The organism is Terrimesophilobacter mesophilus (genome assembly GCF_014200375.1).
GTDB classification, from domain to species: Bacteria; Actinomycetota; Actinomycetes; order Actinomycetales; family Microbacteriaceae; genus Terrimesophilobacter; species Terrimesophilobacter mesophilus.
On record NZ_JACHBP010000001.1, the window covers coordinates 172,154 to 186,411 of the forward strand.

The 14,258-nt window shown below is 66.4% G+C and carries 13 protein-coding genes; 6 read left to right on the forward strand and 7 right to left on the reverse strand.

What is annotated here, in order from left to right; genetic code table 11:
* Position 1 precedes the first annotated feature (1 nt).
* Genes BKA04_RS00820 through tkt form a run of 5 tightly spaced genes read right to left on the reverse strand, consistent with a single transcriptional unit; the run spans position 2 to position 7,336 of the window.
* Positions 2 to 952, reverse strand: a complete 951-nt coding sequence (locus tag BKA04_RS00820; protein ID WP_104096546.1) for a glucose-6-phosphate dehydrogenase assembly protein OpcA — start codon at positions 950 to 952, stop codon at positions 2 to 4.
* Complete coding sequence (gene zwf / locus BKA04_RS00825; RefSeq protein WP_104094716.1) at positions 949 to 2,490, reverse strand: glucose-6-phosphate dehydrogenase; 1,542 nt, start codon at positions 2,488 to 2,490, stop codon at positions 949 to 951. The genes BKA04_RS00820 and zwf overlap by 4 nt, the downstream gene beginning before the upstream one ends.
* A gap of 4 nt (positions 2,491 to 2,494) precedes the next feature.
* A complete protein-coding gene (locus tag BKA04_RS00830; protein ID WP_104094717.1) occupies positions 2,495 to 4,093 on the reverse strand; it encodes a glucose-6-phosphate isomerase in 1,599 nt (532 codons plus the stop codon).
* 5 nt (positions 4,094 to 4,098) lie between these two features.
* The gene (tal, locus tag BKA04_RS00835) at positions 4,099 to 5,220 is read right to left on the reverse strand and encodes a transaldolase (RefSeq protein WP_104094718.1); all 1,122 of its coding nucleotides are present in this window, start codon (positions 5,218 to 5,220) and stop codon (positions 4,099 to 4,101) included.
* A gap of 19 nt (positions 5,221 to 5,239) precedes the next feature.
* Entirely contained in the window at positions 5,240 to 7,336 is a 2,097-nt protein-coding gene (tkt, locus tag BKA04_RS00840; protein WP_104094719.1) for a transketolase, read from the reverse strand.
* Between the two features lie 113 nt (positions 7,337 to 7,449).
* On the opposite strand from tkt, the gene BKA04_RS00845 reads away from it, so the two are divergent.
* Positions 7,450 to 8,364 (forward strand): heme o synthase, encoded by a 915-nt coding sequence (locus tag BKA04_RS00845; RefSeq protein ID WP_104094720.1) that lies wholly within the window; start codon positions 7,450 to 7,452, stop codon positions 8,362 to 8,364.
* On the opposite strand, the gene BKA04_RS00850 is transcribed toward BKA04_RS00845, so the two are convergent.
* A complete protein-coding gene (locus BKA04_RS00850) occupies positions 8,361 to 9,263 on the reverse strand; it encodes a COX15/CtaA family protein (RefSeq protein ID WP_104094721.1) in 903 nt (300 codons plus the stop codon). The genes BKA04_RS00845 and BKA04_RS00850 overlap by 4 nt on opposite strands.
* A gap of 279 nt (positions 9,264 to 9,542) precedes the next feature.
* Between BKA04_RS00850 and sufB the strand changes: the two genes are divergently transcribed.
* The 5 genes from sufB to BKA04_RS00875 are packed head-to-tail and all read left to right on the forward strand — an operon-like array spanning position 9,543 to position 13,568.
* Positions 9,543 to 10,961 carry a Fe-S cluster assembly protein SufB gene (gene sufB, locus BKA04_RS00855; protein ID WP_104094722.1) on the forward strand — a complete coding sequence of 473 codons (1,419 nt, stop codon included), beginning with the start codon at positions 9,543 to 9,545 and terminating at the stop codon, positions 10,959 to 10,961.
* Between the two features lie 2 nt (positions 10,962 to 10,963).
* Positions 10,964 to 12,127 carry a Fe-S cluster assembly protein SufD gene (gene sufD, locus BKA04_RS00860; protein ID WP_104094723.1) on the forward strand — a complete coding sequence of 388 codons (1,164 nt, stop codon included), beginning with the start codon at positions 10,964 to 10,966 and terminating at the stop codon, positions 12,125 to 12,127.
* Entirely contained in the window at positions 12,124 to 12,465 is a 342-nt protein-coding gene (locus BKA04_RS00865) for a non-heme iron oxygenase ferredoxin subunit (RefSeq protein ID WP_104094724.1), read from the forward strand. Before sufD ends, BKA04_RS00865 begins: the two co-directional genes overlap by 4 nt.
* Positions 12,466 to 12,469: 4 nt before the next feature.
* The gene (sufC, locus tag BKA04_RS00870; RefSeq protein ID WP_104094725.1) at positions 12,470 to 13,234 is read left to right on the forward strand and encodes a Fe-S cluster assembly ATPase SufC; all 765 of its coding nucleotides are present in this window, start codon (positions 12,470 to 12,472) and stop codon (positions 13,232 to 13,234) included.
* Between the two features lie 4 nt (positions 13,235 to 13,238).
* Complete coding sequence (locus BKA04_RS00875; protein ID WP_104094726.1) at positions 13,239 to 13,568, forward strand: metal-sulfur cluster assembly factor; 330 nt, start codon at positions 13,239 to 13,241, stop codon at positions 13,566 to 13,568.
* On the opposite strand, the gene BKA04_RS00880 is transcribed toward BKA04_RS00875, so the two are convergent.
* Positions 13,565 to 14,206 carry a biotin transporter BioY gene (locus BKA04_RS00880; RefSeq protein WP_104094727.1) on the reverse strand — a complete coding sequence of 214 codons (642 nt, stop codon included), beginning with the start codon at positions 14,204 to 14,206 and terminating at the stop codon, positions 13,565 to 13,567. The two genes, BKA04_RS00875 and BKA04_RS00880, sit on opposite strands and share 4 nt — an antisense overlap.
* Between the last annotated feature and the right edge of the window lie 52 nt (positions 14,207 to 14,258).

Sequence of the window (14,258 nt, forward strand, 5' to 3'; positions counted from 1 at the left end):
GTCAGGCCGTCCTGTGCGGTGAGCTGAGATCCGCAAGGCCGTTCTGGAGGACATCGCCGAACAGGTCATCGGGGTCGAGCCGCCGCAGTTCCTCCGAGAGGCAATCGCGAAGATTCCTTCGAGGAAGCGAGATGTCGTGAACCGGCTGGCCCGGCTGCGTCAGTGTCACGATCGTGGGCTGGGTGCGCACGAGGGTGATGGTTCCGGATGCGCGTTCGAGCTTGACCTCGTGGATGCCCGCACTGGACCCCGTCGGCCCTCGGAGCTCCTGCCGGGCGGGAACTTTCAATTGGCTCTGCAGCCATGCCGCGAGCAGCGTCGTCGACGGGGAGTCCGACGCCCCTTGAACCTCGATGCCGGTGATCGTCTCGAATGGCGGCTGGTCGAGGACGGCAGCGAGCTGTGCGCGCCACAGTGTGAGCCTCGTCCAGGCGAAGTCGGTGTCGCCTGGTCGGTACGTGCGTGCCAGGTGGGCGAGAAAGCCCCTGGGATCCGGCTGGGCTGCCGCGTCGGTGATACGGCACTGGGCCATCCGGCCGATGGGGGAGTCGGAGACGACATCCGGGGTATCCGCCGGCCACCAGGCGACGACCGGCGCGTCGGCGAGCAGGAGTCCCGTGACGAGTCCCTCCTCGTTCTTCGCGGTGTCGCCGTGGGCTCTCAGGACGATGACTTCACTCGCGCCCGCGTCACCACCGACACGGATCTGCGCGTCGAGCCGTGAGTCACCGCCCTCGGTCGCCGGCAGGGGAGTGGAGAGCACTATCACGCGCATCGGATGCTCACGGGATGCGGCGTTCGCTGCGGCGATCGCCTCCTCCTCCGCACCGTGGCGGGTCGCGATCACCAGGGTCAGGACGCGGCCGAGCGCGACGGCGCCGCCCTCCTCACGAATCTTCACGAGCGCGCGGGAGATGCCGCTCGTCGTCGTCCCGGGCAGCTCGACGATCATGGCCGCCTCCACACTCGTCCATCGCGGGCGAGCAGCGCATCCGCGGAGACCGGCCCCCACGTGCCTGGGCGGTACTGCTCCGGCTGGCCCTGCCCAGCCCAGAACTCCTCGATGGGGTCGAGGATCTTCCAGCTGAGCTCGACCTCCTCGTGTCGAGGGAAGAGCGGAGGGTCCCCGAGCAGGACGTCGAGGATGAGACGCTCATAGGCCTCGGGGCTCGCCTCGGTGAACGCGTGGCCATATCCGAAGTCCATCGTGACGTCGCGCACCTGCATGCCGGCCCCCGGCACCTTCGATCCGAATCGGATGGTGACCCCCTCATCCGGCTGCACCCGAATGACGAGCGCGTTCTGTCCGAGTGCGCTCGTCTGGCTCTCCGCGAACAGGTATTGCGGCGCCCGCGTGAACACGACGGCGATCTCGGTCACTCGTCGGCCCAGTCGCTTGCCGGCCCTGAGGTAGAACGGGACGCCTGACCAGCGCCGTGTGTTGATGCCGAGGCGGATGGCAGCGTACGTCTCCGTGAGAGAGTGCGGATCCATGCCGTCCTCCTCAAGGAAGCCGATCACCCGTTCCCCGCCCTGCCAACCGCTCGAATACTGCCCCCGTGCTGTCGTGAGCGACAGATCGCTTCCGATGCGCACGGCGGAGAGGATCTTCTCCTTCTCCGCCCGGAGGTCCTTCGCGTCGAACGACACCGGCTCTTCCATCGCGGTCAGGGCGAGCAGCTGGAGGAGGTGGTTCTGGATGACGTCGCGCGCCGCGCCGATGCCGTCGTAGTAACCTGCGCGACCGCCGACGCCGATGTCCTCCGCCATCGTGATCTGCACGTGGTCGACGGAGCGCGCATTCCAGATCGGTTCCCACAACTGGTTCGCGAAGCGCAGGGCGAGGATGTTCTGCACCGTCTCCTTGCCCAGGTAGTGGTCGATGCGGAAGACGGAGTCGGCGGGGAACACCGATTCGACGACATTGTTGAGCAGCCGCGCGGACGCGAGATCGCTTCCGAACGGCTTCTCGATGACGACTCGTCTCCACTGGCCGTTCCGCTGTTCCGCGAGCCCTGAGCGTCGGAGTTGCTCCGTCACCTGCGGGAAGGACTTGGGCGGAATCGACAGGTAGAACGCGTGGTTTCCCATTGTCCCGCGCGTCTCATCGAGTTCCCGGAGAGTGGCCCCCAGGCGGTCGAACGCGTCGTCGTCGTCGAAGTCCCCCTGCACGAAGCGGATGCCCTGCGAGAGCTGGGTCCAGACGTCCTCGTCGAACGGCGTGCGCGCGTGCGCCTTGACCGCGTCGTGGACCTCGCGTGCGAAGTCCTGCGTTGCCCACTCGCGTCGCGCGAACCCGACGAGAGCGAAGCCTGGGGGAAGGAGTCCGCGGTTCGCCAGGTCGTAGACGGCCGGCATGAGCTTCTTGCGGGCCAGGTCTCCCGTGACGCCGAAGATGACGAGTGCGCTCGGCCCTGCGATGCGATTGAGCCGACGATCCGAGGGCAGCCGCAGCGGGTTGAAGTCCCGCGTGATCTCCACCGGCGCCATGGACTCAGCTGAGCAGGGAGAGCAGGGAGCGCAGCCCGTCGGCCGGCTCGGTCAGCGTGAGCGTCAGAACGGGGCGGCCGTGCAGGGCGAGCACTGCGGCATCGCCCTGGGCCTGCGCGCGGATGAGCTCGCCGAACGTGAACGGACGGTCGGGTATCTCGAGATCGCGAGGTTCGTCCGCCGTGAGCTGGAGGAACACTCCGACGGCGGGGCCGCCCTTGTGGAACTGGCCGGTCGAGTGGAGGAACCGTGGACCCCATCCGAAGGTCACCGGCCGGTCGGCCCTGGCCGCCAGCAACTCGCGCAGCTCGACCGCCTTCGCGAGCTGGTGGCGGTTGAGGTAGGCCTGGATGCTCAGGTAGCCGTCTGATGGCAACTGTGCGAGCAGTGCGTCGATGGCTCCCAGGATGCTGCCGGATGCGGTGAGCGCGTCGGCGGTCGCGCGCGCCTCGATGCCGCCATCGACGAACGCGGGAGCCGGGAGTTCCGGCCGGTCATTCAGGAGGCCGCGCGTCGCCTCCTTGGCCGACTCGACATCCGGCTGGTCGAACGGGTCGATACCGAGGATGCGTCCGGCGACCGCGATCGCGGTCTCCCAGACGAGCATCTGCGCTCCGAGGGTTCCGCTGATCTCGATCTCGCCCTCCTCGACCTCTTCGGTCGCGCGAGCGCTCTCGACGAGCCTGACGATCTGCAGGTCCGGGAGGTTGTCACCGAGTTCCGGCGCATCCTTCTCCAGGACGACGGGAAGCAGGCCCTTTCCGAGCTTGCCCGTGGACTCGGCGATGAGCTGCTCGGCCCAGTCCGCGAATCCGACGATGTACGTGCCGTCCGCGATGATGCCGAGTTTGTCCTTGAGCGGCCTCGTCCCCGCGATCGCGGCTCCCAGGATCAGCGCGGGATTGTCGTCCTGATCGACCGCGATGCGACCGGCCACCGACGATGCCTCATCGAGCAGTGCCGCGATGTCCACCCCGGCGAGCCCGGCGGGGACGAGGCCGAACGCGGTGAGAGCGGAGTAGCGGCCACCGACGTTCGGGTCGGCGTTGAACACCCGGTAGCCGTCCGCCCTCGCGGAGACGTCGAGCGGTGATCCCGGATCCGTCACGACGACGATGCGTTCGATCGGATCGATTCCCGCGTCGCGGAAGGCCTTCTCATACACGCGCTTGTGGCTGTCCGTCTCGACCGTCGAGCCCGACTTCGACGAGATCACGACGGCGGTCGTCGGCAGCCGGTCGGAGAGGGCGGCCAGGATCTGACCGGGGGAGGTGGTGTCGAGGATCGTGAGTTCGACGCCAGCCGTCCTGGTGATGACCTCCGGGGCGAGGGATGAACCGCCCATCCCCCCGAGGACGACGTGGTCGACACCGGCGCTGCGCAGCCTGTCGCGGAGGGCGAGGATGTCCGGGACGAGCGGATCGGAGACGACGACGGCCTCTGTCCAGCCGAGCCTCTTCGCCGCCTCGGCCTCGGCATCCTGGCCCCACAGGCTCGAGTCCTGCCCGGCGATGCGGGAGGCGACCAGGTCGGTCACCAATTGCGGCACGATCCGTTCGACGGCTTCGAGCGATGCGCCGCTCACCGTGATGTCGAAGCTCATGGCGGCTACTTTCCGCGGGCGGAGTCGAGCGCCGCCGAAACGGTGTCGAGCAACTCGTTCCAGGACACGGTGAACTTGTCCACGCCCTCCTTCTCGAGCAGATCCGTGACATCGTCGTACGAGATCCCGAGGCCCGCGAGCTCGTCGAGGACCGCGTTCGCGTCCGCGTAGCTGCCGGTGACGGTGTCGCCGCGAATCACACCGTGATCGAAGACCGCCTCCATGGTCTTCTCGGGCATCGTGTTGACGACATCCGGTGCGACGAGCTCCTCGACGTAGAGCGTGTCCTTGAACGCGGGATCCTTGACGCCGGTCGACGCCCACAGCGGCCGCTGAAGGTTCGCGCCGGCGGAGATGAGACCCTTGGCCCGCTCCGACGCGAATGCCTGTTCGAAGACCTGGTATGCGAGGCGGGCGTTGGCGATTCCGGCCTTGCCCTTGAGCGCCATCGCCTCCGGAGTTCCGATGGCGGCAAGACGCTTGTCCACTTCGGTGTCCACCCTGGAGACGAAGAAGGATGCGACGGAGCGGATTCCCGCAAGGTCGATCCCGGCGGCCTTCGCCTTCTCGAGACCACTGAGGTAGGCGTTCACCACCTCGCGGTGGCGTTCGAGGCTGAAGATCAGGGTCACGTTCACGCTGATGCCGATCGCCGTGAGCTCGGTGATGGCTCCGAGGCCCTCCACCGTCGCGGGGATCTTGATCATGACGTTGGGGCGGCCGACCGTGTCCCAGAGCATCCTGCCCTGTGCGATCGTGCCCTCCGTGTCGTGGGCGAGAGCCGGCTCGACCTCGATCGACACTCGACCGTTCAGGCCGTTGGTGGAATCGAACAGCGGTCGGAAGAGGTCGCAGCCCCTCGCGACGTCATGTGTTGTGATGTCGACGACGGCTTCGCTCACGCTGCTGCCCGCTGCGGCGAGCGTCGCCACCTGCGCGTCGTAGGCGTCGCCCTGGGCGAGCGCATTCGCGAAGATCGTGGGGTTGGTCGTCACACCGACGACATGCCGGTCGTCGATGAGATCCTGCAGTCCTCCCGAGGTGATGCGTTCGCGCGAGAGGTCGTCGAGCCAGACACTGACTCCCGCCGCAGAGAGTTCGGCGAGCGGGCTGGTGTTGTCGGTCATTGCTTCTTCTTTCCTGTGTTCACGCCTGAGCGGCGATGGACTCTTTTGCGGCGTCGACGAGGTGTTCTGTCGTCAGGCCGAATTCGCGATACAACGTCTCGTAGTCCGCCGACGCTCCGAAGTGCTCGATCGAGACGCTGCGGCCGCGGTCGCCGACGATCCCGCGCCAGCCGAGGGCGATCCCCGCCTCCATCGACGCTCGCGCCGTGATCGACGCGGGGAGGACGGATTCCCGGTAGGCGTCATCCTGCTCCTCGAACCATTCGAGGCACGGCGCGGAGACGACGCGGGCGTTGACCCCGTCGGCCTGGAGTTGCGTCCGCGCTTCGAGTGCGAACTGAACCTCGGAGCCGGTCGCGATGAGAATGACATCGGGGGAGCCACCCGGCGCCTCTGCGAGCACATAGGCACCCCTGGAGGTGTTCGAGGCCGACGCGAGCGTGTCGCCTGATGCGGCTCCCGTTCCGCGCTCGAACACGGGGAGGTTCTGCCGGCTGAGGGCGATCCCGGCCGGTCCCTTCCTTCGCCGAAGCATCTCGAGCCAGGCGTGGGCCGTCTCGTTCGCATCCGCCGGCCGCACGATGTCCAGACCCGGGATGGCCCGCAGCGCCGTGAGCTGTTCGATCGGCTGGTGGGTCGGGCCGTCCGCTCCGAGTGCGACGGAATCGTGGGTCCACACGTAGATCGACGGGATCTGCATGAGGGCGGCGAGCCGGACTGCCGCTCGCATGTAGTCGCTGAAGATCAGGAACGTGCCGCCGAATGCCCTCGTCGGGCCGTGCAGCACGATCCCGTTGATGATGGCGCCCATGGCGTGCTCGCGGATGCCGAAGTGCAGCACGCGCCCGTACGGGGCTCCGGACCACTCGTGAGTGGAGTGCTCGCTCGGCACGAAGGACTTCGCCGTCTCGATGGTCGTGTTGTTCGACTCCGCGAGATCGGCCGAGCCGCCCCAGAGCTCGGGCATGACGGCGGCGAGAGCGTTGATGACCTTGCCGGATGCGGCACGGGTCGACATGTCCTTCTCGGACCCGAAGGCGGGCAGCACCGCCTCGATGTCGGCCGGAAGGGCGCCCGACTCCAGCCGGTCGAGGAGCGCCTTGCGGTCGGGGTTGCCGCCGGCCCAGGCGTCGAACGACTTCTGCCACTCCGCGTGTTCTGCCCTGCCGCGGTCGAGCGCCTTGCGGGTGTGCTCGATCACGCTGTCCTCGACGAAGAAATTCTTCTCCGGGTCGAAGTCGAGCACCTTCTTGACGGCGGCCAGCTCATCCGGGCCGAGGGCGGAACCGTGGATCTTGCCGCTGTTCTGCTTGGTCGGCGACGGCCATCCGATGATCGTCCGCAACACGATGAGCGAAGGCCGGTCGGTCTCGCCCTGGGCAACCTCGATCGCGCGATGCAGCTCGGCGACATCCTCGGTGTAGACGCCGGTCTTCTTCCAGTCCACGACCTGGACGTGCCAGTGGTACGCCTCGTAGCGCGCAGGGACATCCTCGGTGAATGCGATGTCGGTGTCGTCCTCGATCGAGATCTGGTTGTCGTCGTAGATGACGATGAGATTGCCGAGCTTCTGGTGGCCGGCGAGAGAGGACGCCTCGCTCGAGATGCCCTCCTCGAGGTCGCCGTCGCTCGCGATGACGTAGACGAAGTGGTCGAACGGGCTGGTTCCGGCCGGCGCATCCGGGTCGAACAGTCCGCGTTCATACCGCGACGCGTATGCGAACCCCACGGAGGAGGAGATGCCCTGGCCAAGGGGGCCCGTCGTCATCTCGATACCCGCGGTGTGGCCGTATTCCGGATGCCCGGGGGTCTTCGACCCCCAGGTGCGAAGCGACTTCAGATCGTCGAGTTCGAGTCCGTCGCCTGCGAAATAGAGCTGGACGTACTGCGTGAGCGAGGAGTGCCCCGCGGAGAGGATGAAACGGTCCCGGCCGAGCCACGCCGTGTCGCTCGGATCCCTGCGCATGACCTTCTGGAACAGGAGGTAGGCGGCAGGAGCGAGGCTCATCGCCGTGCCAGGATGTCCGTTCCCGACCTTCTCGACCGCATCCGCCGCCAGAATCCTGGCAGTGTCCACCGCTCGGTTGTCGATGGGCTCCCAGTCGAGTTGTGCCATGGAGTATCTCTGACCCTTCCACATCGTGTGCGAGCCCGATCGGCAGGCATTTTCCAGTATAGGCAACCGCTGTGCGCGCTGCCGCGGCCCCGCAGGTGACCTAGAATCGTCGCATGGACACGGCTGTAGGCATCCCCACCAGGCCGAATCCCGTCGCCAGGAAAGCGCGCGCATACCTGCAGTTGACGAAGCCGCGCATCATCGAACTTCTGCTCATCACGACGATTCCCGTCATGTTCCTCGCGGAGCGCGGGATCCCGAACCTCTGGCTCGTGCTCGCGACGCTCGTGGGCGGCGCGCTGAGCGCGGGTTCTGCCGGAGCGTTCAACTGCTACATCGACCGGGACATCGACCGGATCATGCGCCGGACGCGCGGGCGACCGCTTGTCACGGGAGAGCTGACCGACCGGGAGGCCCTCGTGTTCGCGTGGGTGCTGGCGATCGTGTCCACGCTCTGGCTCGGACTGCTCGTCAACTGGGTCGCCGCCGGGCTCGCGGCGGCAGGCCATGTGTTCTACGTCGTCGTGTACTCGCTCTGGTTGAAGCGCCGGACATCCCAGAACATCATCTGGGGCGGGGCCGCCGGATGCGTTCCGGTCCTCGTCGGCTGGGCGGCCGTCACCGGGTCGCTCGACTGGGCGCCCTTCATCCTCTTCGGGATCGTGTTCCTGTGGACTCCGCCGCACTACTGGCCGCTGTCCATGCGCTACCGCGAGGACTACCAGGCGGCCAGGGTTCCTATGCTCGCCGTCGTGCGCGGCAGGACCCAGGTGGGGCTGCAGGTCATCCTGTATGCCTGGGCGACAGTCGTGTGCTCGCTCCTGCTCGTCCCTGTCGCGCACATGGGCATCCTGTACACGGTGGTGGCGCTCGGTTCAGGCGGCTGGTTCATCATTCAGGCGCACCGGCTGTACTCCAAGGTCATCCGGCACGTCGAGGGATCGCCCATGCGGGTCTTCCACGCCTCGATCACGTACCTGACGCTCGTGTTCGTCGCGGTCGGGATCGACCCGCTCCTGCCGTTCTAGCTGCCGTTCAGGCCGCCGTTCCGGGCCGGCGCAGCACGCCTCGGCCGCGTCGTCGACAGGACCACTGCGGCCACGGCCGCCAGGAGCATGCAGGCGAGCACCATGTGAACACCGACCGCGAGCGGCGGGAGGCCGTTGCGCGACTGGTACAGGCCGACGGCGATCTGCAGGAACTCCGCGCCAAGCAGCCACAGCGCGAAATACCGCGTGACCGTGGCACCCGGGCGCCATGCGGCGAACACCAGGATGATCGTGAGCGCGAACAGCGCGTACGCGGGCCACGCGTGCACGTGCTCCATGATCTCCGTGGGGAGGCCGTTGCGAGGCGTGCCCAGGTCGCCGGCGTGAGGCCCTGAACCGGTGGTCAGGATGCCGACGACGACCGTGATGGCCGCCAGGGCCGCCGTGATCCAGGCGAGCCGGTGGACCCACCCGGTCATGGGCGCGATCCGCTCCGCGGGCAGGTGGACGCTCCAGACGAGCCACGCAGCGAGCACGACCATGATCGCGGAGAGGACGAAGTGCAATCCGACGATGTACGACTCCAGGTCCGACAGCACCGTGATCCCGCCGATGCCGGCCTGCACGAGAACGAGAATTCCGAGCGACAGGCTGAGCCAGAACAGCTCCGGCCTCGACTTCCGGTACCGCAGCAGGAACAGGAACGTGAGCAGGGCGACGATCGCGACGACACCGCTCATCATCCGGTTCGAGAATTCGACCAACGCGTGGAAGCCGAGTTCGGGCGTCGGGACGAGCGAGCCCGGAGTGCACTGCGGCCAGGCGGGACAGCCGAGACCGGAAGCCGTGAGGCGCACCGACCCGCCCGTGCCGACGATGATGATCTCCGTGGCGAGGGATGCCCACGCCAGCACTCGTGCCCAGCCGTTCACCAACACGCGCTCCTACCGCTCGCAACCGCCACCCGGCGGGCAGCCCTAGCATTCCCGCCGTGTCCCTGTAGAATCGATACATCAAGGGCGAGTGGCCGGAGGTTCAATCCGCGCACGTGTGCCCGGCAAGGATGCCGGAGTCTTCGCCCAGTCTAGGCAGGCGAATCCGCGCATGTGCACCGAAACAGCGTGCGCGGTCGTCATCCGGATTCCGCAAGGAATGACCGGATGCCGCCGCGGGTTGGACCCGATGCGCCGGAAGACGCGAGAAAGATAAGGGAGAACATGTCAGACGTACTGATCAACCGACCTGAACTCGAGAACCTTGGCGTCTACGAATTCGGCTGGTCAGATTCGGATGTCGCAGGGGCAAGTGCGCGCCGCGGCATCAACGAGGACGTTGTCGCCGACATCTCCCGGCTCAAGGACGAACCGGAGTGGATGCTCAAGAACCGGCTCAAAGGGCTGCGCATGTTCCTCAAGAAGCCCATGCCGTCGTGGGGGGCGGACCTCTCCGGCATTGACTTCGACAACATCAAATACTTCGTGCGCTCGACCGAGAAGCAGGCGCAGACCTGGGAGGATCTCCCGGACGACATCAAGGAGACCTACGAGCGCATCGGCATCCCGGAGGCCGAGCGCTCCCGTCTCGTCGCGGGCGTCACGGCCCAGTACGAGTCCGAGGTCGTCTATCACCAGATCCGCGAGGACCTTACGGCCCAGGGCGTCATCTTCACCGATACCGACACGGCGCTGCGCGAGCATCCCGAGTTCTTCGAGGAGTACTTCGGCACGATCATTCCGGCGGGTGACAACAAGTTCGCGGCGCTCAACACCGCAGCATGGTCCGGGGGCTCCTTCGTGTACGTGCCGCCGGGGGTGCACGTGGAGATCCCGCTCCAGGCCTACTTCCGCATCAACACGGAGAACATGGGCCAGTTCGAACGGACGCTCATCATCGCCGATGAGGGCAGTTACGTGCACTATATCGAGGGCTGCACGGCCCCCATCTACACGACGGATTCCCTGCACTCCGCCGTCGTCGAGATCGTCGTGAAGAAGAACGCCCGCGTTCGCTACACGACGATCCAGAACTGGTCGAACAACGTCTACAACCTCGTGACCAAGCGCGCGATTGCGCACGAGGGCGCGACCATGGAGTGGGTCGACGGCAACATCGGATCCAAGGTCACCATGAAGTACCCGTCGATCTATCTCGCGGGGGAGCACGCGAAGGGCGAGACCCTCTCCGTCGCGTTCGCCGGCCCCGGCCAGCATCAGGATGCCGGAGCCAAGATGATCCACCTGGCACCGCACACGCAATCGTCCATCGTGTCGAAGTCGATAGCACGCGGCGGTGGACGCTCCGGATATCGCGGAGAGGTCCGCGTCGCCGAGGGCGCTCACCACTCGGCGAACTCGGTCATGTGCGATGCTCTCCTCGTCGACACGATCTCGCGCTCCGACACCTATCCGACCGTGGACATCCGCGAGGACGACGTGCAGATGGCCCATGAGGCGACCGTCTCGCGCGTGAGCGCCGAACAGCTCTTCTACCTGATGTCGCGCGGGATGACGGAGGTGGAGGCCATGGCGATGATCGTCCGCGGCTTCATCGAACCGATCGCCAGAGAACTTCCCATGGAATACGCCATGGAGCTCAACAAACTCATCGAGATGAGTATGGAAGGATCCGTCGGTTGACCATGCTCGATCACTCCAGGCTGATGTCGAAGCAGCACAGCGACGGAGGTTGGGGGCTCGTTCCGATCCAGAGCCGGGCGGGCCGGTTCTCCTCCTACGACGTTGCCGACTTCGAGCCGGTGACCACCTTCGACGCGGAGTGGAAGTACACCCCGATCAAGTCCCTGGGGGCGCTTCTCGACGGAGAGCTCGACGGGAGCCGCTACGACTTCACGATCGATGCCGACGGCGTCACTGCTGAATGGGCCGCCAGGACCGACGCGCGCATCGGCTCGGTGAGCACGCCGGAGGAGCGCGGATCCGCCAACGCGTGGACCCGCTTCCAGGACGCCCTCGTGATCACGGTGACCGGCGATGAGCCCGTGCGGGCCACAGTCGCCCGCTCGGCACTCGGAACGACGGCACGCGCCGCCCACACGATCATCGACGCGAAGCCGAACAGCAACGGGATCGTCATCCTGGACAACTCCGGCGAGGTCCACCTGAGCGAGAACGTCGAGATCTCGGTGGGAGACGGTGCGCGCCTGACCGTCGTGAGCGTCCAGGACTGGGCGCCGACCGGCATCCACCTCGCGACCCACTTCGCGAAGATCGGGCGCGATGCATTCCTCAAGCACGTCGTCGTCTCGCTCGACGGTTCGATCGTGCGCGTCAACACGAACGCGCACCTCGTCGGCGAGGGCGGAGACGTCGAGCTCCTGGGCGTGTACTTCGCGGACGCAGGGCAGCACTTCGAGCAGCAGGTGTTCATCGATCATGACGCACCCCACACGAAATCGCGCTCGAGCTACCGTGGCGCGCTCCAGGGGCAGGATGCCAGGGCCGTGTGGATCGGCGACGTGCTCATCCGGCCGAGCGCTCCCGGAACCGACAGTTACGAGGAGAACCGCAATCTCCTGCTGACCGAGGGCACGAGGGCGGACTCCGTTCCGAACCTCGAGATCGAGACCGGAGACATCGCCGGAGCCGGCCACGCGAGCGCGAGCGGCCGATTCGACGACGAACAGCTGTTCTATCTGCAGTCCCGCGGGATGCCGGAGGAGGAGGCGAGGCGGCTCGTCGTGCGCGCATTCCTGTCCGCCATCATCCAGAAGATCGGTGTACCGGAGATCCAGGAGCGCCTCGAGGCCGCCATCGAGGCGGAACTGCGGGGGAGCGCATCGTGACCTCCGTACGGATCTGCCCGGCTGACGAGATCGAGCTCACCTCGGCCGTGCGCGTCGTGATCGACGACCAGCCGATCGCCCTCGTGAAGGACTCCGCGGGCGAGATCTTCGCCATCGGGGACACCTGCACCCACGGCGACATCTCGCTCTCCGAGGGATTCGTCGAGGACGGTGTGATCGAGTGCTGGGCGCACGGTTCGCACTTCTCGCTGCGCACCGGCCAGGCGCTCACGCTTCCCGCATACGAGCCGGTGCCCGTCTTCACCGTCACGATCGTCGACGGCGACGTCTACATCGACCCAACACCCCGATTCGACTACGAGAGAAAAGAAGCGTAGAACCATGCCAGTACTCCAGATCAAGGACCTGCACGTCAGCGTCGAGACCGAGAACGGCACGAAGCCGATCCTCAAGGGTGTCGACCTGACGGCGCAGGATGGAGAGACCCACGCCATCATGGGCCCGAACGGCTCTGGCAAGTCGACACTCGCATACACGATCGCCGGACATCCGAAGTATCACGTCGAGAGCGGGTCGGTCACCCTGGACGGGGAGGACCTGCTGGCCATGACCGTCGACGCGCGCGCACGCGCAGGCCTGTTCCTCGCGATGCAGTACCCGGTGGAGATCCCCGGCGTCACCGTGACGAACTTCCTCCGTACGGCCAAGACCGCGATCGACGGAGAGTCGCCGGCCATCCGTCACTGGATCAAGGACGTCAAGACGTCGATGGCGAACCTGCGGATGGATCCGTCGTTCGCAGAACGCAATGTGAACGAGGGCTTCTCCGGCGGAGAGAAGAAGCGCCACGAGATCCTCCAGCTCGAACTCCTGAAACCGCGCTTCGCGATCCTGGACGAGACGGACTCGGGACTCGACGTCGACGCCCTGCGCATCGTCGCAGACGGGGTCAACCGCGCGAAGGCCTCGACGAATCTCGGAGTGCTCCTCATCACGCACTACACGCGCATCCTCCGCTACATCACGCCGGACTTCGTTCACGTGTTCGTGGACGGACGCGTGGCGGAAGAGGGCGGCCCTGAGCTTGCAGAACGCCTCGAAAACGAAGGCTATGATCGATTTCTCACCGCGACGAACGTAGGCTGACACCGTGGCTGTTGCACTCGAATCAAAACTCTTCGACCAGGTGGAGGAAGCCCTCAAGGATGTCGTCGACCCCGAGTTGGGCGTCAACATCGTCGACCTGGGGCTGATCTACGACCTCAGCTGGGACGACGAGAACAACGCGCTCATCGTGAGCATGACCCTCACCTCGGCCGGCTGCCCGCTGACCGACGTGATCGAGGACGACATGTCCCAGGCACTGGACGGCGTGGTAGAGCAGTTCAGGATCAACTGGGTCTGGATGCCGCCGTGGGGCCCGGAGAAGATCACCGACGACGGCCGCGACATGATGCGCGCCATCGGGTTCGCGATCTAGCTGGACAGTTCCCGGCTGGCCCGACGGTGGTCCTCACGGTCGAAGTAGCGCCAGCCTGCCGTGATGATCCCCGCGGCGAGCAGCATCTTGATGATGCCTCCGATGATGAACGGGTAGAGGCCGCCCTCGAGGGTCTGCTGCAGGTTGAGGCCGAGGACATAGGCGAGCCACGGCAGTCCGATGGCGAAGGTGATGACCGTGCCGCCGAAGAAGCTGAGGATCGAGCGCAGCACCTTGCGGTCCCATGACCGCTGCGCGATCCATCCGGTGAACGCCGCGGCGAAGATGAACCCGACGATGTATCCGCCAGTAGGGCCCAGGACGACCGACATTCCGGACCCCGCTCCGCTGAACAGCGGCAGACCGACGACGCCCAGGACCGCGTACAGCAGGAGCGACAGCGTGCCCCTCAGCGCCCCGAGCGAACTGCCGACGAGGAGTACGGCGAGGGTCTGGCCCGTGACGGGCACCGGCCACAGGGGCACCTCGATCTGCGCGGCGATCGCCACGAGCGCCGTGCCGGCCGCGATGAGGACGAGGTCCATCACGATGCCCCGGGAGAAGAGTCGATCGGCCAGGGTCGGTCGGCCGAGGGAGAGGCTCAGTGAGAGGCCAAGTGAAGGGCTCGGGGAGGTCATCCACTTAGACTAGACGTTCCCCCCACCACACCGTGTTGTCGACAGGCAACGA